This window comes from Legionella longbeachae, assembly GCF_004283175.1.
GTDB classification, from domain to species: domain Bacteria; phylum Pseudomonadota; class Gammaproteobacteria; order Legionellales; family Legionellaceae; genus Legionella; species Legionella longbeachae.
In genome coordinates this window covers 89192-110138 of the sequence record NZ_RXNW01000001.1, presented here as the reverse complement: position 1 = coordinate 110138, position 20947 = coordinate 89192, and the positions used below count along the sequence as shown (strand labels likewise).

The window sequence follows — 20947 nt, the reverse complement described above, 5'->3', positions numbered from 1 at the left end:
TAGACAAGAAGATCATGCAAACTTTGGAATCAGTGTCTAAACACCAATTCCAAGGCTTGCGGCACTCACATCTGAAACTTGAGGTATAAAAGCAATTAGCGACTACATGGATACGTAGGTTGCCCTTCTGGATCTTTGCTAGGTGTAACAATAGCCGTGCTAATCTTCTCTGCAAATAAACCAAAAGCCTGTGTCGCAGTTTTTTTATCAGGTTCTTTGACTAACTGTTCTTCTTTAGCAAGTTTGACTTGTTCTAACTCTAATGCCTTGATTTTTTCTATCAAATCAGAAAGTACTTTTTCTACATCATATCCTCTAATCCTTTTTTTTGAAAAAATCTGCTGGCGTTCTTCTAAATAACCATTTATGGGATTATTAGGATCTAAATATACATGCTCACGCATAAATTGGTTTAGTGCACCATACATCCCCTTTAAATCTTTTGAGTCTGGCATATTTTCTTTAGTGAGACTCAGGGATGTTGTTAATGAATTATATAAATTACTATTCGTTGGACGCAAAAAAACAGGAGTAACAACACCTTGATAGCTTTCATCAATTTGATTCCAAATATAAAATGCAGCTGCATTAAGGATGCAGGTTTTATTTTCAATTTCAGATCGATTAAGCCCTCCCATAACAGCAAGAAGATACTTACACTGAGTGGCTCTTTCCGGATGAGTTTTATAAAGAGTTCTTAATGCGGTTTTTAAATCTTTCTCATAAATTCTATGATGTTTTAATTCGGTTGTTATGCTTTCCTTAATATATTTTTCCAATAATTTATGCTCTACATACTGAAAACCCATTTCTGCTCTCCTTAAACTCCATGAATCGGGAATTAGTAAAATTTACTCCAACGACCGAAGTGTAAACCAATTCATACATACAGTCATGCATTTTCTTTTTACTGCTTACTTAATTTTTAATCTTTATAAATCAATAGCTAATCACCATTGATTTATAACTAAAATAAAGATCATCAAACGCTTTGAAGCTAAGCTGACAAGTTTCAAATTGCTGGAAAAAAACTCATGGGATCTTGTTTTTTAACTGCTTTTGATTACCCTATTCACTCGTTCATCTCTTTTGTCCCTTGCTAGGATTATTTATGCAAAATTATATCTGTGCGATTTTTTTCATTTTAGGTTGTATCTCGACTTATGCTCAAACAAATCAACCAAAATTGATCATACAACTGGTTGTTGATCAATTACGTGGTGATCTAATTAACCAACATCAACAACAATTTGGTAATGATGGGTTTAATTACCTATTAAGTCATGCACTTGATTATCATAATACACACCATCCGCATGCCAATACAACGACGTGTGCTGGCCATGCTACAGTTGCTACAGGAAGTTTTCCTGCATTGCACGGCATTATTAATAATGAATGGTACGATCGAAAAACACAACAAATGGTCTATTGTATGGAAGATTTAAAAGCAAACATACTCCATACGCCCTATACCCATATTGCCGTACCTGGACGCTCACCTAAAAATTTATATACTTCTACTTTGAGTGATGAAATCATATTGTCTCAAAAAGGACGTGCTTTTGGAGTCTCATTAAAGGATCGTTCAGCAATTACCCTGGCTGGCCATGCCGGTAAGGCATTTTGGTTTGATACAACTAACGGAGGTTTTGTTACTAGTGACTATTACTACACCCAATATCCTGAATGGGTCAAAAATTGGAATAAAAACTATCATGCCCAGGATTTCGATTGGAATTTGAGTCAACCTGAATCAGAATATCGCAATAAAAATTCCCCAAAGTTTCATCATGAAGATGAGCTTTTTGGACAAACTTTTCCACATCATATAACTCAAGCACCAAGCTCTGAATATTTTAAGTCTTTATCAAGAACCCCTAAGGCAGATCAATTAACCGCTGATTTTGCAGAGCATCTTTTAATCGAAGAACAATTGGGTAAATCTCCTGATAAAACTGATTACCTTGCGATTAGTTTCTCCGCGGTTGATGCAATTGGGCATCAATTTGGTCCCAACAGCCTGGAAGCAGAAGACAATTTACTGACTTTGGATAAAACACTAGCCCATCTTTTCGCAACCATAGACAAACAAGTCGGCTTAAATAATACGCTCATTGTACTGACTGCTGATCATGGGGTAAATGACGGGCCGACATACCTAAAAGCGCATCATTTTGAAGAAATTAACCCCATTAATATTCCTGAAATGGAACAAGACATCCGCAACGCCTTAAAAAATCAATATAAACTTCCGGAACAAGCGCTGATGTCCATCGCGCCTCCTTATATTTATCTTAACAATAAACTAATTGCCCAACACAAACTCAATCCAAATGATGTAAAAAATTTCCTGGCGCAAACTTTAACTCTAAAACCTGGAATATTTAAAGCATATGCATTACCTGTTTCAGATATCGAAAAAGATTGGCTTAGTGCTAAAGTAAATAAAATGTATTATCCCTATCGATCTGGAGATGTATATATTGTCCAACCACCCAATCAATCATATGGTTTAAAAAGTAAAGACCGAGTTGCCCATGGGAGCCCTTGGCAATACGATAGTTATGTACCTTTATTATTTGTACATCCTTCTTTTAAACCACAGCGCATTTTTCGGCCAACCTACACAACAGATATAGCCCCAACTTTATCAGCATTGTTGATGATCAAATATCCTTCCGCAGCAGTAGGACAACCCTTGCCTGAAGTAACGCAGGCTTTTAATTAATGCGAGTACGTCATAAAAGTATAAAATCGACTTTTATGACGATTCAAATAAACCTATATCGAAAAGCTTGTTCCTCGCAAAAACAGGGGATATATGGGAACCCGTTTCACGTATAAGTAACGCAATATAAAAATTTAATTATTTATAGATTGAGCTCACGTTAATTTACGAGGAGAGAACCTAATTAAAGATTGAATTTGGCCTGAAAAACATTTACTATTTGCACGAAATTTTTAGCGATATAATCCATGAACAAACAAGCAATAATTATTGGGATTTCAGGCCCCTCTGCATCAGGAAAAAGTCTTTTAGCGAATACTATTGTTAGTGAGTTAGGTTCAGAACAAGTAGTAGTTATTTCTGAAGATGCCTATTACAAGGATCATGGTCATTTACCTTTTGTTGAAAGGGAAAAAATAAACTACGATCATCCAGATTCATTTGACCATGCCTTACTTTGTGAGCATCTGCGTCATTTAAGACAAGGTAAATCAGTAGAAATTCCCATTTACTCTCACTCCCAACATCTTCGCTTACCTGAAACGAGAACTATTGGTCAACACGCCATCATTGTTCTTGAGGGAATTTTACTCTTTAGTGATAAAGAGTTGCGTGACATAATGGATATTCGAATTTTTATGTCTACTCCCCTGGACGTATGTTTGACCCGACGTTTAAAAAGGGATGTTGTTGAACGGCATCGAACTTTTGAATCAGTTGTACATCAATATGAAACAACCGTACGCCCTATGTATTTGCAATTTATTGAGCCTTCAAGCCGTTATGCAGATATCATTGTTCCTCGTGGTGGAGAAAACAGAATTGCTATTGAAATGATTCAAGCTAAAATGCGGGAATTATTAGCATCACACACTAATTAGAATTATGGGAGAAAATGGTGGGATTTTTAGCGGGTAAAAAAGCACTCATTATTGGTTTAGCAAGTAATCGCTCAATTGCATACGGTATTGCCAAAGCATTTCATGAGCAAGGAGCTGAGCTGGCGTTTACCTACCAAAATGAACGGTTACAAGATCGTGTAGAAAGCATGGCAGCTGAATTCAATTCCACGCTAACATTCCCTTGTGATGTAGCCCATGATACAGAAATTGAAGCCCTGTTCTCCAATTTACGTAAGCATTGGAATCAATTAGATATCCTAATTCACTCAGTTGCTTACGCCCCGGCCGATCAAATTAGCGGGGACTTCGTTGAGTCTTGTACACGCGAAGGATTTAGAATTGCCCATGACATCAGCGCATATAGCCTTATTGGTCTTGCAAAATCAGCATTACCCATGATGGAAGAAACTCAAGGTTCTCTTTTAACCCTGTCTTACTATGGTGCGGAAAAAGCAGTACCTAATTATAATGTAATGGGAGTTGCGAAAGCGAGTTTAGAAGCTTCAGTACGCTACCTGGCGGCAAGCCTGGGCCGTAAAGGAGTTCGAGTTAATGCTATCTCAGCAGGACCAATTAAAACTCTTGCGGCAGCGGGCATTAAAGACTTCCGTAAAATTCAAAATGCTTATGCCCAAATTACCCCACTTCAAAGAAACGTAACTATTGAAGAAGTCGGTAACACAGCTGCATTTTTATGCTCTAACCTCGCCTCAGGAATTACCGGTGAGGTGGTGCATGTTGATGCAGGCTATCATGCAGTGTCTACTATGAGTGAAATCAGTTAATCTAAACATTAAATTGCCTTATTTGAAGCCTGGTTGCTTGCAACCAGGAAAATGATTTTCAAATCCCGGCGTTAATCAAAAGTATCTGTTCAGGGAAGGTGATTGTCCTTTGGGAAAAGGATGGAATTCAGCTCTTATAAGTAAAATCATCTTAGACGTGGAGAGTTCTCTGCATCTAGAGTAACAGGAGCTGCCCCTGAAGTTTTGAAAAAGCGCGGATCACTATGCATCAATTTAGAAGATAATGAGTTCTCCTGAGTTTCTTGTGGATCTTGATTAAGCCCTAATAATTCAAAATAACACGCAATTTTCGAATCTGGCGCTTTTTTGGCGTAATCCATAGCACTTAGACCATATATGTCAGTTATTTTAGTATTAATTTCTGGCTGATCTAACAAAAACATAACACTATGATAATCATCCCGACGAACTGCTTGGATTAGCAATGTCTCGCCTTCTTTATTTTGGTGATTCCCGTTAATACCAAGATTTAGTAAATGACGAAAATAGATATGACGATTTTTTCTTTCCTCAAAAGAACAGTCCTTTTTAAGAAGATGAAAAAAAGGCGTTTCCCCCTTAGCATCCTCTAATGCCAAAGAAGCACCAAAATTTTGTAGTAATTGAATCCCTTTAATATTTAATTCGTTTAGCATATGAGACAGTGGGGAAATACCAGAGGATAAAATCACATCAGGACATGCCCCAAGTTGCAAACACTTGTCTAAATCTTCCATTGCCTCAGTTAAAATAGCAGTTTCTAATCTTGCTTGAAGTTGCTCCTGGTTTGAAAAACATGATAATTGATTTGTTTCACTAAGTATATCAATTGGAGTCATTTGAAATGCGTTTTTCACTTTGATGAGTTCTGAAGAAGCAGTTTGTATTAAGCGATAAATACCCATGTTTTTTGTTATCGCAGCAAGATGTAAGGAGGTGTTTTGATCTTCATCCATTGCTTTTGGGTTCAAGCCTACGGATAGTAAATAACGAACGCTATTCATTTTACCATGTCGTACAGCAAAAAGGAGATGTGAGTCATTTAACAATTTAACCTCTCCTGAGTTTTCTTCCGTAAGCATAGCGAGTTGAATTAATTCAGGAGAATCTTTTAAAATTGCCTGTTGAATATCTGAATGGGGCTCTTTTATATGGCAAGGCACTACGTTATGAGATAAAGGGGTTAACTTAGCAGAACTCATTGCAATATCAATTGTATTTTGATCCAAGTATTTTCCAGCACTTTGAATACATGCCTGGAGCATTTCCCTGATAGTAGAAAGTTTAAATGGGTTGCTTTGCGCTAAGCCCTGTGAAAAATAAGCATTATGTATGTCATTTTCGGATTCTGACTCAATTCGATCGGCAAGACACAAATATTTAATGACGAATTGGAAAGCTGCTGAAGCTTCTAGTGCTTTATCCTTTTTGACTAAATGAAGAGCCGCTTTAAAATATAAGTTAGCAGTAATTAGATACGCCGGAGTACCCAACCAAGCTGCCTCTTTTTCAAAAGAGGGCAACAAACTAAGCAACTCAAAAAATGTCCCTTCCTCTTTAGAAGACATTTTCATAAAACAATCATGTGCATACACATTGAAAGCATGATATGAATGAAAAAAAATTGCACGTTGTAAATAATGGCTCTTATTTTCAGGATATCTCAATGATAAGTAATAATTCAGATAACCAAGGGTGATATTCATATCACTTAATCGTGGGGAGTTTCTAAAACGAAATTGGGGCAGATCTTTTACGCGAATGGCCTCACGCTGCGTTTTCCAAAATGCATCAAACTCGGATAAAGCTAATATTTTGCGAATCGTTGGATGTTGCTGACAAAACTCATTTAATTCAGTGAGTTTCAATGTGTTTAAGCGAGATAGGATATCTTCTCGATTCAACTCATTTGGGTCTTCAACAAAATTTTCTATCTGCGTTTTTAGCAATAATAATGTAACAGTTTGATTATTTGTCATAAAATACCAATTATCAATATTCGGACAAAATGTACCATAAAAAAGCATTCCTATCAACAATGAGATGCTTATTCACTCTCAGGATACCTTTTATTTTGTACTGGCATCAAGCGATTATTTTTTCAGCAGTGAATAGATCAAATCTTAAATGTTATTTCACTGTCTGGTGGTGTTTTATTAGTTTCTATTTCAACAACATTATTTTTAGACAAACTTTCTACTGCGTCTTGACTTTTTACCATGGAATCAGAAAAGCTTAAAACATCCTGTCTTTCTTCCTCTAATTGTTGCTCCTGTAGTGTCAAAACATCTACCTCTTCCCAATCTTGCTTCAGCACTGGTGCTCTCAGTTTGAGCATCGGTTTATGATCGCGCGTTGGCATTAAATCATATGCTTGATGCGATTCCTTGAGCATAGCTAAACTCTCAACTTTAGCCGTATTGTAATCAGTTGCTGAAGCCCCATGTTTTATACAATTATCCAAATATTCAATTAATGCTTTTTGATTGGTGTTTACTGGATTTTTCACAAATCGCATCAATACATGATTGAGATCATTCAGTCTATCCAATTTAACCGCAGCCTCATAAGCTTGAGCAAGTTTATCTTTCATGCCTACTTGCAACTCTTCAACAGTGATCAAGTTCAATATCATTGGTCGTAACTTTTGTTGTATATCAAGTTGTAATTTAAGCTCAAGGTGTTTCGCAAATCCGGAACTTCCTTTGATTGCATGGAGCGTGTCATACATCACTTCGACTTGTCGTGCAGGATTCTTGTCATTAAGATTTATTTGAATTTGATAATGTTCAATCAGTTTATTAGCGGATTTTAAATTATTGCCAGAATAACCTGCACTCATAAGCTTTATACTATTCATATCAAGATAGTTTTTCTTTTCACTATCCGCGATAAACGGTGTGCGTTCAGGATAGATACTGTTTTCATTGATTTTTTTTAATTCTTCTTTTGGAATAATTAATGTATTTCCATGTCTTTTGCATAATTCTGGTTTAGCACCTGCGGCTCTAAGAGTATTAATAATGTGTTCGCGATTAAACTCACTAAAGGTTAAACGCATATTCTCGCCACTCTCTTCAATAGCAGTAATCCGGGTTGTATTTCTTGTAGTCCATGGGTGGCGATAAGGACGGCCATCATCAGAAAATAGTACTGGATTATTAACCAGCTTTTCTAACTCCAAGGCCGGTTTTATCTGATCCTTATGCTTTAAAAAGAGCGCAGGAGTCATGGGTGATTTATGTATACTAGGAAAATTTTTAAACATCGAGTCAAACCGATTGTTTATAGTGCCCTTAATGGTCTCAGCATCCGCTTTTAATTTTAATAATTCACTTTGCTGATCGGTTAAGAAGCTTAATTCTTTCTTTTTCATGGTATCTAATGAATTATTTTGTCTGAGACTATCAATCTTTTGTTGAGTATCTTTGAGATTTGAAGCATGGGTTTCGATAATCTTATCCATCATCGTATTGATTCTTTCTTGATTATTCAGAAGATGAATCACTCCCTCAAATTTAGTATCAAAAGAGGAGTCTTCTATAAGACTCCGATTTCTGCCCTGGTTATGACGCGAATGGCGTTTTACCCCAGTGGGAATCATACTGAGGCGGGTATCAAAATCCATTTTATCGCTACTCATAATCACCTGGTCAAAGATATAGAGATCTTTACCTCTAATGATGGCTTTGTTTTGATTATAAGCACCTACAAAATCCGTATCATTACAAAGAAAAGAAAATGCTGCTTTGTCGCCAAAATCATTGAGCGTTGTGTCACAATGTAACCCATTTCCTACCGGCGTAATGGTGGAATGATGTAAATAAGGATCGCCAATAGTTCCAATTTTTGTTATGCCACTGGGTACAATAATTCTTTGTGTTTCACCTTGTGCAAATTCTTTCATTAATTGGATATTATCAAAAGGAACGTAGAGTGCTGCTTTGCCGTTATGATTCACCATCGTGGACTGGGTAGTTTCAAAACCAAGAATCCGGGCAATATTTAATGCTATTGCTTCGCGTTGCACCTCAATGGTCTTACCATGTTTGGGTAACTTTAGGATCCCTTTTGTTTTTAGTTCACAATCTGATGTATATTCCTTAAAAGCATTATAAGGAAATTTACTACCTTGAATAAAATTTCCGCCTTTCTTTGTACTAAGAATAAAATTACCGCCATCATCCACAATATTTTGCAGTTTTTTTGCGACCTCCTCGCGAGGCGTAACCGATATTTTTTCAGTGACCCCACCTGCAGATTCCGCCATTGTGCAAAATCGAGAAAGTGTTCCTTGTTCATTAGGGATATCAATCACTTCAAGCTTTGAAATTTTATCGATATTTTTTAGAAGTGATAGAATGCTCTTTAATTTCGCTTTTTCATCACTATTTTCTTCTCCTTTGTGCTTTTTTTCAAACCAATCGATGGCTTCTTTGAGTTTTTTTGAAGAGGATATATCTGCGTTCGGTAAAACAGTGCCTGCTATATTTTTTAAGGTTGCAATTGCTTTATTTTTTAAATCATCAAGATACTTATCCTGACTGATAGGTCGCGACTCTGTGGTTCTGCTGGTGTAATCAGTCAGCGACTTAAACTTCAACAACTGAACTTCATCCTCAAGAGCGTCCCCATCGTAAACAACAATCTCTGGTGGAATAGCATCATTGAAATCGACCGCCTGTCCTACTAATCGAACAAAATCTTTGTATTCTGAATCATTAGATTCGAGATTAGCCACTTTGAATAAATTAGTATCAATGTACTCAATGGCTTTACCAATCCATTCAAAACGTTCCATATTATCAAGCCAGGTTTCCTGAAATTTTTCTGCATAATGAGTTTGTAAATAAAGTCGTACTAATTTCTTTTTAATTTCTGAATCCATAACGCTGTCTCTGTACAGGAGTGACTCTTATGTAAAGTTTAGTACAAAAATTTTACTTCACACCAATCAGCCCTTAACGCACGTTAATCACCTATGAAAACTTTTTAAATTTTAATGGGATAGTCCTATATTAAAATTTTCTCAAAAAAGGAAACTGTCATCATGAGTTGGCATTTATAATCGAGCTTGTTGAGAAGTTACCTATAATTGGAATAGAGCTTAAACATTTGAATGAAGGATTTATTGGATTTAAAACTATCTCAATTAAACATCAAGGCTAATAAACTTCTAATCTAAGGCTTAGGTGTTTTTAGCTCATCATTTTCGATGAGAGTATCTTTAGGACCTAAGTTATCTTTCTGAGCCTTTACTTTTTCGGGTGTATCCATTGCACCTATCCGAGTATTAAGAATATCGGTACGCAACTCAACCTCTGTATCTATTGCATCAGATTTATTTTCAAGTTCTTTTTCCAGCTCTGATTTCGGATTTTCAATTTGTGACCTTCTGTGAATCTCATCCCATTTAGAATTAGACATAATCAACCTCAAAAAAATTACTTAATCATATTATAGCTCATTTAGTCCCACAAAAAACTTTCCATATAAGAATTGCTCTTATCCTTAAGCATTCAGGTTTTAACGGCAGCATAAACACCGCCGCATAAAAAAAGAAATTCAGTATGAAACGAATACTCTAAACAAAAGCTTCAATTTCTCCATGTTTTTTATACACAGAATCCAACGCCTTCAGTGATTCTAATAGCGGTTTCATTTGAGCCAATGGCCAACTGTTTGGACCATCACTTAATGCCTTATCCGGATCAGGATGAGTTTCCATAAACAAGCCTGAAATCCCAGCAGCTACTGCAGCACGAGCAAGAATGGGAACAAATTCCCGTTGTCCGCCAGAAGCCCCATTATTTCCACCTGGCAATTGCACTGAATGAGTTGCATCATAAACAACAGGACAACCCGTTTCCCGCATAATGGCTAAAGAACGCATATCGGATACTAAATTATTATAACCAAAACTCACACCACGCTCGCAGGCCATAATCTGGTCATTTCCTGTAGCTTTTGCTTTAGCAATTACATGTTTCATCTCCCAAGGAGCAAGAAATTGGCCTTTTTTGATATTAACAGGCTTATTCATGGCAGCTACTTTTTGGATAAAATTAGTTTGTCTGCATAAAAAAGCAGGAGTTTGTAATACATCAACAACGCTAGACACTTCCAGCAAAGGCGTATCTTCATGAACATCTGTTAAAACAGGAACATCAACTTGCTTTTTTACTTTTTCCAAAATAGACAATCCCTTTTCAAAACCAGGACCTCTATAGCTGGATATAGAAGAACGATTTGCTTTATCAAATGAGGATTTATAAATAAAGGGAATTTGTAATTCACTACATATTTCCTTTAAATAACCTGCTGTTTCTAACGCTAATTCCTCACTTTCAATGACACAAGGACCAGCTATCAAAAATAAAGGTTTACTTAACCCCACTTCAAATCCACATAATTTCATTCTTTATTTTTTCCTTGATGTTTCTCTCGGGCAGCCAGTACAAATTGTTTAAACAATGGATGACTTGCTCTCGGAGTTGATGTAAATTCAGGATGAAATTGGCATGCCAAAAACCACGGATGATCCGCTAGCTCTACCATCTCCACTAAAGAATTATCTGCTGAGCGACCAGAGATAACCAGGCCATGCTCCACTAAACTTTCAACATACTTGTTGTTGACTTCATAACGATGTCGATGACGTTCTATAATTTGAGGTTTTCCATATACCTTACGGGCCAATGTACCTTCTTCCAATTGACATAATTGCGCCCCTAAGCGCATGGTTCCGCCTAAATTAGCATTTTCGTCACGAAGCTGCTTTGAGCCATCTGCATCCATCCATTCACTAATTAAGCCAAGCACCGGATATGGAGTATCTTTATTAAACTCAGTGGAATTTGCGTCTTTTAAGCCAATAACATTCCTACAAAATTCAATTACGGCGGTTTGCATTCCTAAACAAATTCCTAAAAATGGGACTTTATTTTCACGAGCATATTGAATCGCTTTAATTTTTCCTTCAATGCCTCGCTCACCAAATCCACCTGGAACAAGAATCGCATCGACACTTTCTAAAAGAGATGCTCCATGTTTTTCGATAAGCTCCGCATCCAAATAAACAATTTCAACTTTTGTTTGGGTATGAATTCCAGCATGCACTAATGCTTCATTAATTGATTTATAAGCATCGTTTAATTCGATGTATTTACCAACCATTGCAATTTTTACAGTCATAGTTTGAATAGCCTGCATTGCAACAACACGATCCCATTCGCTTAAATCAGCTGGTTTTGCATCAAGCCCCAATTTTTTGACCACAATATCATCTAAGCCATGTTCGGATAATATTCTTGGAATTTGATAAATACTTGGAGCGTCTTCAAGAGGAATAACTCCTTCTTTTTCGACGTTTGTAAATAATGCAATTTTAGCACGATCAGCCATAGGTAATATTTTTTCAGATCGGCAAATCAAAATATCAGGCTGAATCCCTATAGAGCGTAATTCTTTCACCGAATGTTGGGTGGGCTTTGTTTTTGTCTCACCTGACGTAGCAATATAAGGGACTAAAGTAAGGTGTATAAACAAAGTTCGTTGTGAACCTAATTCAATACGCATTTGGCGAATAGCCTCAAGAAAAGGCAGTGATTCTATATCCCCTACAGTCCCACCGATTTCTACCATCGCTACATCAAAATCATCAGCACCTAATTTGATACACCGTTTAATTTCGTTAGTGATATGTGGAATTACCTGTACCGTACCACCTAAATAGTCACCCCGCCTTTCTTTTTTAATAACCGTTTCGTAAATCTTTCCTGAAGTAAAATTATTACGCTTTGTCATAGTTGTATTTACAAAACGTTCATAATGTCCCAAGTCTAAATCTGTCTCTGCGCCATCATGGGTCACAAAAACTTCACCATGTTGAAACGGGCTCATTGTCCCTGGATCAACATTAATGTAGGGATCAAGCTTAATCAGCGTCACTTTAAGACCACGTGCCTCAAGAACAGCAGCGAGTGACGCAGCTGCAATACCTTTTCCCAGGGAAGATACTACTCCACCTGTAATAAAAATAAAATTTGTCATAATTGACCTTGTATCCTGCTAATTGATTGCCAACAAATGCCCCATTTTTTCTTTTTTAGTTTTTAAATATCTGTGACTTTCCTTAGTAGGCTCTATCTCTAAAGGTACTCTCTCAGTTACCTTGACTCCATAACGGTCAACAGCAGCAATCTTTGATGGGTTATTAGTTAATAATCTTATTGCTTCAATGCCAAAATATTTAAGCATTTGATAAGCAATAGCATAATCTCTACTGTCAACGGGTAAGCCCAATTGGTGATTCGCATCAACTGTATCCAAACCTTGCTCTTGCAAAGCATAGGCCTTTAGTTTATTTGCCAAACCAATTCCTCGGCCTTCCTGGCGTAAATAAATTAATATTCCTCCTTCTTCAGCAATCATAGAAAGCGATTGCTCAAGTTGTTTACCACAATCACATTTACAGGAGCCAAAAACATCTCCGGTAATACACTCTGAGTGGATGCGAACCAAAGGGACTCGATTTGCAAATAAAGGCGGTTTAACCAAAGCAAAATGTTCTGCTTGATCCAGCTCATTTGTAAATACGGTCATCATAAAATCACCTTTATTCTGCAAAGGAATGCGTGTTGATGCCGCAGCGTTAATTAACATTTCATGACGAATCCTGTACTCAATCAAATCCTTGATGGTAACCATTGGGATATCATGCTTTTTAGAAAATGCAATTAACTCATCACGCCGACTCATGGTACCATCTTCATTAATAATTTCACAAATCACCGCGGCGGGGGTCAAACCTGCTAACCTGGTTAAATCAACACTACCCTCTGTTTGGCCCGGTCTTTCCAGCACGCCTTTTTTCTTAGCCCGTAAAGGAAAAACATGTCCTGGAGAGATAACATCTGCCGGACCGCTTTCAGGATCAATTGCTATCTTAATGGTTTGAGCCCTATCTTTGGCTGAAATACCCGTTGAGACACCTTCTGCCGCTTCAATTGATACAGTGAATGCCGTACCATAAGGCGATTTGTTATTTTGTGCCATCATTGGCAATTGCAGTTTATCAATGAGTTCATCAGCCATAGACAAGCAGATCAAACCACAACCATGGCGAGACATAAAATTAATTGCCTCTGAAGTTGCATATTCTGCAGCTACAACCAAATCTCCTTCATTTTCCCTATCTTCATCATCCATTAAAATAATCATTTTACCGGCTTTGAGTGTTTCCACTGCATGTTCTATTGTAACTAATGAATGCTTCATAACGCGACCCCATTTGTTTCATCCTCCCGCCAATCCAAACATGCTATCATGTTGTCCTCCATAGCATGCCAAGAAACAGTATGCGCTCGGCTAAATACCCCACTTTGTTGATACGCTGAAATTGCACTGTGGTCCAAACTAGTGGGAACAATATATAAATATGTTCGATGAACTAATCCTTCCCGATGTAATGCACTAAAAAGAGCACCACCTGCCTCCACCCAAACATCATGATATCCCAATGCCCCTAAATGCTTTATTACGACATTTAAATCCATAACACCATTCTTTTCAGGCACTGGATGAAAGGTACTATTGGGATAAAAAATTTTCTGCTCATTACAATGAAAGATATGGCAATGAGCCGCTGTTGAAAAAATTCTAGCTTCTTGATTAAGAACTAATTGTCTGTCAATAATTGCTATAGTCTTTTTCTGCTCTTCATTGTTCAAGCGAACATTCATTCTAGGATTATCCAACTGCACTGTTTTAGCCGTAGTAAGAACTACATCAGCAGCAGCTCTCATTTGGTGAGTAAATTGTTCACATAAAGCATTGGATAGGATAACACGTTCTCCTTCAGCTTGACCAATTTTACCATTTAATGTTTGTGCTATTTTAACAGTAATCCTAGGTTTTTGTGTTAAGGTCCAATAAGTATAGCTTTTATAAAATTCTGTAATTTCTGCTACGGGGTAATGCGTCACCTTAATTCCTCGTGAACGCAACTTTTCTGAAGAATTATTTTGCGCAACAATAGGATTAGGATCTAAATACCCAAAAACCACCTCTTCGACACCATGATTAATAATTGCATCCACACAGGGGGGGGTTCTTCCCCAGTGGTTACATGGCTCAAGAGAAATATACAAACAAATCCCTGGTGTTTTAGGAGGAATTTGTGTTAACAATAATTGTTCCGCATGCGGAGTCCCTGCACCTCGATGATGTGCTTGTGCTATAATAGTTCCATTTTGCACAGCAACAGCACCAACGCAGGGATTAGGGGCGCAATGACCTTGCCCAAGACGGGCTTGTTCCAGTGCTGCAAGCAAAAACTTTTTGTGCATTATTTAGTACCTTTATAAAATGCGAGTAACTGCTCACGCTTTTAATAGTTCGTTATTTCAGAAAGCAATCTCAGATAACGAAGGGAGAATGAGTAGTTACAATGCGTGAATGATAACAAATTATTCAATTTTTGAGTAGCCTAATGATTAAATTGAACATTAAGAAAAACATCCACTGGATATTGTTAATCAGTATTTTAACCCAGTCTTCTTTCGCTGTTGAAAGATTATCCCCCTATTCAACAAGCGAATTGGACCAATTAGAAAAAGAGTTTATCCAACAAATTAATCAGTCAGAAAGTGTGGAACGAAATCCATTGGCATTCCAGTATATAAATCACATTGGAAAAAATCTTGCTGAAGCAGGCCATATTAAGCCGCCTGATTTTTTTATTGTAAAATCAAATGAAATCAATGCCTTTGCGGGTCCTGGCGGACACATAGGTATTAATTCTCAATTAATTCTAACCACTACCAGTGAAAGCGAACTTGCTGGGGTCATGGCCCATGAAATCGCGCATGTGCGTTTGCATCATCTCTACAGCATGATAGAACATCAAAAACAAATGCGTATTCCCATGCTTGCTACGGTGTTGGCCTCTGCTGCATTAGGCGTCATAAATCCCACTGTTGGAATGGCCGGAATGATGGGTGCTCTGTCAGGATTTTCACAAGATAATATCAACTTTGCCCGCTCCAAAGAAAAAGAAGCCGATAGAATCGGAATCGATATGCTGATTAAGGCTGGATATAATCCCCATAGTATGGCTGCATTTTTTAAAAAAATGCAGGAAAACTCTCGCTATTATTATACTGCAAATGTACCAGCTATTTTGCGTTCCCATCCTTTGGATGGAGACAGAATCGCTGAAGCAGACAGCCGCACTGCTTCATTTGCCCGCAAAAAATATCCGGACTCTAATGATTATGCCTTGGTCAAAGAGATAATTCGTACCTCAGTCATACACGATCCCAAGCGCTTACTTGATTATTATGAACATCAATGTAACAAAAAAACCCCTGCTCATGCCTGTCAATATGGGCATGCACTTGCATTAATTAATACCAACAACTATACACAAGCCGCGGCAATTCTGGCTCCTTTATTAGAGCAACACAACAATCTTTATTTTCAAATTGCCATGGCACAAACTGAAACTGGATTAACGCGATATAAATCAGCGCTGTCCCGATTGGAAGAAATACAAAAAAATTACCCCGATAATTATGCTGCACTTATGGCTTATGCTGACGGTTTACTGGCTGCGAATCAAAATGAAAAAGCGACTGCAATCTTACTGAAAGGAAGTAGGAAATATAAACAAGATCTACCTCTTTGTCGTCAGTTAGCCCAAGCGCAAGCTCAAGCCCATAAAAAGGGATATGCCTATTTTACTCAAGCCCAATGCTTGCTTCTTGAAGGCCAAAAAAGAGCCGCAGTCGCCCAATTAAAAGTAGCGCGTAGCCTTGCGAAAAACGATCCATATTTATTAGCAAGAATCTCAGCTAAAATTGATGAAATTGTGAATTGAGGAATAAACCTAGACCTATTAAAAAAGTGTCATCCTCTGCAAGAGCTTGAATATGATACACATCTATAAAAAAACCAACCCCGCTCTCAGGAACAAACCTCGGAGCACAATCAAAGAGGTGATCAAGATACAGTGCAAACGCAGAGGATCCAAAAATGAGAGTTTTTTAGTCTAGCCATTCCTAAAGTTAATCCCGAAAGTTCTCATATTGCAGTGGCAACTTGATGTCAGATTTTTTTAAAAGAGCAATCGTTTCTTGCAAATCATCACGTTTTTTCCCTGTAACCCGTACCTTATCTCCTTGGATAGATGATTGAACTTTGGCCTTGGAGTCTTTAATACATTTCACAATTTCTTTAGCAGTAGGTTGATCGATACCTTGTTTAAAAGTCATATTTAAAGAAAAAAACTTGCCGCTGTGTACAGGTTCATCTTCTATTTCAACACCCGAAGCATCAACATTTCTTTTACTGCAGTGATTGCGGAATAAGTCCTCTAATTGTCTGACTTGAAAATCCGATTCTGCGCGTAAAGTAACTGTAAGATCATTGAGTTGAATACTTGCTTCTACTCCACGAAAATCAAAGCGGGTATTCATCTCCCGTACTGCATTATCAACAGCATGACGTAATTCAACTTTATCGATTTCAGAGACTATATCAAAAGAAGGCATAATCAACTCATTTAAGTAAAAAATATAATTTAACAAAAAACATTATTCTGCACCACAATTATGAACCCTATTCTTTTTATATTGCATCTTGTCAAAAAGAATGTTATCAAATTAATTGGTTTAAAAATACTCTAACTAGTTATCAGCCGCACAATAATTATGATTTATTGAGCTATCTCAAGGAGTGAGAAGTATGGCTAAAGAAAAACTTCCGTACCAAGCATCTTATTTACCCCTTAGCAATCAAGCCCGCTTTTGGCTGCATTCCGAGGCTTGTTATACAGAAACAGAACTTAATCAAAGAGCATGGATACTGAAAACACGTGCTAATTCAGGTATTTATGCGGATTATTTAGCGAACCCTAGTTCATGGTTTGCCGATGACTCACAAGCATTAATTAATGTATATGAGCATTCTTGGTTTTATTCTAATGCTTATAAAACAAGACATGTTTTAACCAGAGATGACTTTCATGTCCAGCCTATTGATAGTCAACGGATACAATGGTCTGCGTTGTACGATTTAATGCAAAAAACGGGGGATTACTTGTTATTAAGAAATAAAGAGCTAAGTCAAGATCACCTCAATCAACCCATAAATTTCTTCTTACTCGATCTGAACAATATCTTGAAAGGGATAAGTCAAAATCCCAACATCAAGCAAACCCAAGAACAATTAGAATACCTAACCCGGTATGTTCGCACTGTAGAAAAAAATATTTCGCCTTTTATTGGATCTGATAGATTATTTTTAGCTAACTTTCGCGATGCAATTGAAACCAAAATCCAACCTCAATTAACACAAATGCTTGACTCGCAATTATTAAGAGATCGCCTTGGAGAACTCTCAAAAACCATCAAGCAATTATCTACAGACCGTAATCGAATATTGCATTTTGCGCTTAATATTAATCCAGTTAACCCCCATCCCTATACTTTCTCAATTGATCAACCCAAGGATTTAAAAGCCTATCCCACCCAAGCAGTGAAAGAATGCGGTAAAAGCACTACAGCTCTTGTAGAAAGCCCTATATCAACATTGAAATTAACTATTGAACAACTTAAAAACTGTCCAAATTTTAAACTTATTGATATGGAAGATAAAATTTTAGATCATTATGCAAAAGCAGTATCTGATTTGCATGAACTTGATCAGTTCCAAAAAGTAATTTCGCAAACCATAGAACTACTAGGGCAAGCTGGAGAGGTGTATACGGTTTATCAATTTAAAGAACAATTATTTTCTTTGCTCGAACAAATCGAACTCTTTATTGATAGCTCTTCAATACATATTGATGAAATTATTCAAGCAAATACACAAGCGTATCATCATGCCATTCAGCACGAACAAAACTTATCATTTTTAAAAAAATGGTTGACCAATGAACGAGAGAAACTAAATACTTTCATTCAGAATCAAGATACTCTAGCACAATTCCCATCAACAACTACCGATCTCGTTAAAACAAATCAAGCATTAAAAGAGCATGTGCGTCAGGTTATTCTTCATTTAAATACACCAAAAGCAAAAACAACCAATTTCGAGACAATTGCTGGAAAAACACTGGAATTAAATACTTTGATAAGCTCAATGCATCAATGGGTAAAAGTTCAACATGAACTTAAAGGATTGCAGCCTCCTAAAAAACCTCAAGAAATTAAACAACTATCACCCTCCTCATCTTCTTCCCACGCTCCTTTGCAATCGAAATCAAACCCTTCCTTTTTTCAAGAATCTCCACAAAAACGCTCTGAAAGCGACATGTGCTTCATATCCAAACCCTATGAAAATCCAGTATATAGAACAAGCTATCTGCCACTAACCTTTAACTCTGGTTCAGAAAACCCTATTGTTCAGGAGTGTAAAATCCAACAATGTGAGCCTCCTAGTAATTATTATTGGGGACTACTGGCTTTAGTTCCCATTGGTCTTCTTGCTCTTTATTTGATATCTCGATCACGAAATGACTCTGAACCAAGTACCCCTATCCCTGGAAATAAGGAAGATTATGAGAATATCAAAACTCAAGTTGATGATTTATTTGTTGAAATTCAAAAAGTTAGAGATAAAGATAATCTAGAAACTGAATATGCATATGAAAATTTTGAAGAAACATATCATCAGTTAGATAAACATTATCAAGCACCGCTTTATCAAGTTGAAGCGTTAAAAGAACTTCTTGAAGATTTAAAATATTTCTATAATGAATACTATCAAGAAACCAAATCCAGTCAGGGATTAACTTATTAAAGCTGATTTATTAATCGGCTTTTTTTGCGGGAACCAATTGGCAATAACCCATTAACAGCAGATAAAATTTTCTTGCTCTATGATCTTTTTAATTCTAAAATGATTATTCATTGAACAATAAATTAGATAAAATGATCAAGAAGTGTTCTTTATTTCTATTCTTTATAGTCAGTAATTATCCTACATTTGCTTGGAATACCCCTGATATAAAAACTTATAAATATACTTTTTCCAAGGCAGAAAATTTTAAAGTTTCATATGCAGATTATCCTAAAGGCCAGGAACAATTTTTTGAGCTTCAATTTAAGAACAATGCAACATTACCTTACGAAATTAAGTCCCAACTTCATGGGTTAAAAATATCAGGTAATAACCATAGTGATGATTTATTCATGTATGCTTATAAGAAGGTAAAAGGTTTAAAACCCAATACAAATTATCATGTCAGTTTTTCCCTGGAGTTTGCTTCCAATGCGCCTGTCGGATCTTCCGGGGTGGGCGGCTCTCCTGGTGATTCAGTTTATGTAAAAATTGGAGCTGTATCCAAAGAACCCCAGAGGTATCTGGATAATAATTACTATCAAATCAATTTGGATAAAGGAAATCAAGAGCGTGATGGTAAAGACATGCTCCTTATCGGAACGCTCGGAGTAGATACCCAAGACAATATTTACAGACTAAAAACATTACCTTATTTACCTAATGAAGAAATGCAAACCAAACTTTCCAAATACTCTGTCACTACGAATAATAATGGGGAAGTTTGGTTGGTGCTGGGAACTGACTCAGGTTATGAAAGCACTACAACTGTTTTTTATACAAATTTATCTGTAACATTCAAGGAACGGATTCCTCAAACACAATAATAGCACCTATAATCCTTATGTATTTTCCAAGTTGTTTTGAGATAATTTTTATTACCCAAAATAAGCTTTATACAATAAAAACAAACCAATAATTAATGTAATTGCAGCACAAGCTGTCAATTTTTCCGATTTATCTATAGTTCTATTCCAAATTTTATAAACGGTATCTGGACAATAGAGTCTGAATAAGCCACCAATAAGTATTAACCATGAGATAATAGTCACTATAACAGGCCATCCAAGAACCCAAATATTATGGCTTGTAACCATTAGTAAACCAACAATTAATGTGATAATCCCAACAACCAACATCACTGATCGTTGTCCCATTAATTCTCTCATTGCCGTTACTACAATGTCTCGTCTTAAAAGTAAAAGCAGGCTCATAATCACAAAATACCAACCGATCACAATAGCTAAAAAATTGGTATTCATCTCAATCTCCTGAATTACAACTCCCCTATTTAAATTATAGTTCAATACTTATCTTTAAAACGTGATGAATAGAAGAAAAACAACTAAACTTAATCATATAGGGTTTGGATCAAGGATTCTGAAAATGAAAGAGCAATTTACTGCATCTGTATACTGTAAAGAAGAAAAAATTGCGACCCAAACTGGAAATGATCTCGAAAAACTTTATACTTGGATGCTGACTCAAGTCAATGGAAATTTTTATGACATACATGGTGAAATCATTGATAATCAATCCAATGAAATAGTTAGAACTTTCCGCAAAGCGTCTATGGAATAAATTGATTCATAGTGTGAGTATCTTTTACCGACCTCTCAAAAATTTTTAAAAAATTATTGACAAAAATCAATAAACTTATAAAATTTACGCCCCCGTTTAAAAAG

General features: G+C 36.6%; 17 protein-coding genes. 7 read left to right on the top strand and 10 right to left on the bottom strand.

Annotated elements, in window-relative coordinates; all coding sequences use genetic code 11:
- Positions 1-95: 95 nt before the first annotated feature.
- The gene (locus EKG34_RS00410; RefSeq protein WP_003632284.1) at positions 96-809 is read right to left on the bottom strand and encodes a hypothetical protein; all 714 of its coding nucleotides are present in this window, start codon (positions 807-809) and stop codon (positions 96-98) included.
- 302 nt (positions 810-1111) lie between these two features.
- Between EKG34_RS00410 and EKG34_RS00405 the strand changes: the two genes are divergently transcribed.
- The 3 genes from EKG34_RS00405 (at position 1112) to EKG34_RS00395 (ending at position 4418) form a co-directional block, all read left to right on the top strand.
- Positions 1112-2731 (top strand): alkaline phosphatase family protein, encoded by a 1620-nt coding sequence (locus EKG34_RS00405; protein ID WP_003632285.1) that lies wholly within the window; start codon positions 1112-1114, stop codon positions 2729-2731.
- 248 nt (positions 2732-2979) lie between these two features.
- Entirely contained in the window at positions 2980-3612 is a 633-nt protein-coding gene (udk, locus tag EKG34_RS00400; protein ID WP_003632286.1) for a uridine kinase, read from the top strand.
- 14 nt (positions 3613-3626) lie between these two features.
- Complete coding sequence (locus tag EKG34_RS00395) at positions 3627-4418, top strand: enoyl-ACP reductase FabI (RefSeq protein WP_003632287.1); 792 nt, start codon at positions 3627-3629, stop codon at positions 4416-4418.
- 146 nt (positions 4419-4564) lie between these two features.
- Here EKG34_RS00395 and EKG34_RS00390 read toward each other — a convergent pair whose 3' ends face one another.
- The 7 genes from EKG34_RS00390 to ribD form a co-directional block, all read right to left on the bottom strand.
- Complete coding sequence (locus EKG34_RS00390; RefSeq protein WP_223800000.1) at positions 4565-6397, bottom strand: DUF5630 domain-containing protein; 1833 nt, start codon at positions 6395-6397, stop codon at positions 4565-4567.
- Between the two features lie 137 nt (positions 6398-6534).
- A complete protein-coding gene (locus EKG34_RS00385; RefSeq protein ID WP_003632289.1) occupies positions 6535-9306 on the bottom strand; it encodes a hypothetical protein in 2772 nt (923 codons plus the stop codon).
- Between the two features lie 293 nt (positions 9307-9599).
- A complete protein-coding gene (locus EKG34_RS00380; protein WP_003632291.1) occupies positions 9600-9845 on the bottom strand; it encodes a hypothetical protein in 246 nt (81 codons plus the stop codon).
- Between the two features lie 157 nt (positions 9846-10002).
- On the bottom strand, positions 10003-10836 hold the full coding sequence (gene kdsA, locus EKG34_RS00375; RefSeq protein WP_003632293.1) for a 3-deoxy-8-phosphooctulonate synthase: 834 nt from the start codon (positions 10834-10836) through the stop codon (positions 10003-10005).
- Positions 10833-12470 (bottom strand): CTP synthase, encoded by a 1638-nt coding sequence (locus EKG34_RS00370; protein ID WP_003632294.1) that lies wholly within the window; start codon positions 12468-12470, stop codon positions 10833-10835. Before EKG34_RS00370 ends, kdsA begins: the two co-directional genes overlap by 4 nt.
- Before the next feature lie 18 nt (positions 12471-12488).
- Positions 12489-13697 (bottom strand): bifunctional 3,4-dihydroxy-2-butanone-4-phosphate synthase/GTP cyclohydrolase II, encoded by a 1209-nt coding sequence (locus EKG34_RS00365; protein ID WP_012978966.1) that lies wholly within the window; start codon positions 13695-13697, stop codon positions 12489-12491.
- Positions 13694-14767 carry a bifunctional diaminohydroxyphosphoribosylaminopyrimidine deaminase/5-amino-6-(5-phosphoribosylamino)uracil reductase RibD gene (ribD, locus tag EKG34_RS00360; RefSeq protein WP_003632296.1) on the bottom strand — a complete coding sequence of 358 codons (1074 nt, stop codon included), beginning with the start codon at positions 14765-14767 and terminating at the stop codon, positions 13694-13696. The genes EKG34_RS00365 and ribD overlap by 4 nt, the downstream gene beginning before the upstream one ends.
- Before the next feature lie 143 nt (positions 14768-14910).
- Between ribD and EKG34_RS00355 the strand changes: the two genes are divergently transcribed.
- A complete protein-coding gene (locus EKG34_RS00355) occupies positions 14911-16299 on the top strand; it encodes a M48 family metalloprotease (protein ID WP_003632297.1) in 1389 nt (462 codons plus the stop codon).
- A 187-nt stretch (positions 16300-16486) separates the two neighbouring features.
- On the opposite strand, the gene EKG34_RS00350 is transcribed toward EKG34_RS00355, so the two are convergent.
- Complete coding sequence (locus tag EKG34_RS00350; RefSeq protein WP_003632298.1) at positions 16487-16972, bottom strand: YajQ family cyclic di-GMP-binding protein; 486 nt, start codon at positions 16970-16972, stop codon at positions 16487-16489.
- 193 nt (positions 16973-17165) lie between these two features.
- Here EKG34_RS00350 and EKG34_RS00345 point away from each other — a divergent pair, with 193 nt between their 5' ends.
- Both EKG34_RS00345 and EKG34_RS00340 read left to right on the top strand, forming a co-directional pair.
- A complete protein-coding gene (locus tag EKG34_RS00345) occupies positions 17166-19223 on the top strand; it encodes a hypothetical protein (RefSeq protein WP_003632299.1) in 2058 nt (685 codons plus the stop codon).
- A 110-nt stretch (positions 19224-19333) separates the two neighbouring features.
- The gene (locus tag EKG34_RS00340) at positions 19334-20089 is read left to right on the top strand and encodes a hypothetical protein (RefSeq protein WP_003632300.1); all 756 of its coding nucleotides are present in this window, start codon (positions 19334-19336) and stop codon (positions 20087-20089) included.
- A 51-nt stretch (positions 20090-20140) separates the two neighbouring features.
- Here the strand turns inward: EKG34_RS00340 and EKG34_RS00335 are convergent, their stop codons facing one another.
- Positions 20141-20524, bottom strand: a complete 384-nt coding sequence (locus EKG34_RS00335) for a hypothetical protein (RefSeq protein ID WP_003632301.1) — start codon at positions 20522-20524, stop codon at positions 20141-20143.
- Positions 20525-20648: 124 nt separating this feature from the next.
- Between EKG34_RS00335 and EKG34_RS00330 the strand changes: the two genes are divergently transcribed.
- A complete protein-coding gene (locus EKG34_RS00330) occupies positions 20649-20843 on the top strand; it encodes a hypothetical protein (protein ID WP_003632303.1) in 195 nt (64 codons plus the stop codon).
- The last annotated feature ends 104 nt before the right edge of the window (positions 20844-20947 follow it).

Excerpts from the sequence above, each read along its gene's own strand:
- EKG34_RS00355 (WP_003632297.1), top strand. The coding sequence starts at position 14,911 with ATGATTAAATTGAACATTAAGAAAAACATCCACTGGATATTGTTAATC.
- EKG34_RS00330 (WP_003632303.1), top strand. The coding sequence starts at position 20,649 with ATGAAAGAGCAATTTACTGCATCTGTATACTGTAAAGAAGAAAAAATT.
- EKG34_RS00350 (WP_003632298.1), bottom strand. The coding sequence starts at position 16,972 with ATGCCTTCTTTTGATATAGTCTCTGAAATCGATAAAGTTGAATTACGT.
- EKG34_RS00385 (WP_003632289.1), bottom strand. The coding sequence starts at position 9,306 with ATGGATTCAGAAATTAAAAAGAAATTAGTACGACTTTATTTACAAACT.
- EKG34_RS00390 (WP_223800000.1), bottom strand. The coding sequence starts at position 6,397 with ATGACAAATAATCAAACTGTTACATTATTATTGCTAAAAACGCAGATA.
- EKG34_RS00345 (WP_003632299.1), top strand. The coding sequence starts at position 17,166 with ATGGCTAAAGAAAAACTTCCGTACCAAGCATCTTATTTACCCCTTAGC.
- kdsA (WP_003632293.1), bottom strand. The coding sequence starts at position 10,836 with ATGAAATTATGTGGATTTGAAGTGGGGTTAAGTAAACCTTTATTTTTG.
- EKG34_RS00380 (WP_003632291.1), bottom strand. The coding sequence starts at position 9,845 with ATGTCTAATTCTAAATGGGATGAGATTCACAGAAGGTCACAAATTGAA.
- EKG34_RS00410 (WP_003632284.1), bottom strand. The coding sequence starts at position 809 with ATGGGTTTTCAGTATGTAGAGCATAAATTATTGGAAAAATATATTAAG.
- ribD (WP_003632296.1), bottom strand. The coding sequence starts at position 14,767 with ATGCACAAAAAGTTTTTGCTTGCAGCACTGGAACAAGCCCGTCTTGGG.
- EKG34_RS00395 (WP_003632287.1), top strand. The coding sequence starts at position 3,627 with ATGGTGGGATTTTTAGCGGGTAAAAAAGCACTCATTATTGGTTTAGCA.
- EKG34_RS00335 (WP_003632301.1), bottom strand. The coding sequence starts at position 20,524 with ATGAATACCAATTTTTTAGCTATTGTGATCGGTTGGTATTTTGTGATT.
- udk (WP_003632286.1), top strand. The coding sequence starts at position 2,980 with ATGAACAAACAAGCAATAATTATTGGGATTTCAGGCCCCTCTGCATCA.
- EKG34_RS00370 (WP_003632294.1), bottom strand. The coding sequence starts at position 12,470 with ATGACAAATTTTATTTTTATTACAGGTGGAGTAGTATCTTCCCTGGGA.
- EKG34_RS00405 (WP_003632285.1), top strand. The coding sequence starts at position 1,112 with ATGCAAAATTATATCTGTGCGATTTTTTTCATTTTAGGTTGTATCTCG.
- EKG34_RS00365 (WP_012978966.1), bottom strand. The coding sequence starts at position 13,697 with ATGAAGCATTCATTAGTTACAATAGAACATGCAGTGGAAACACTCAAA.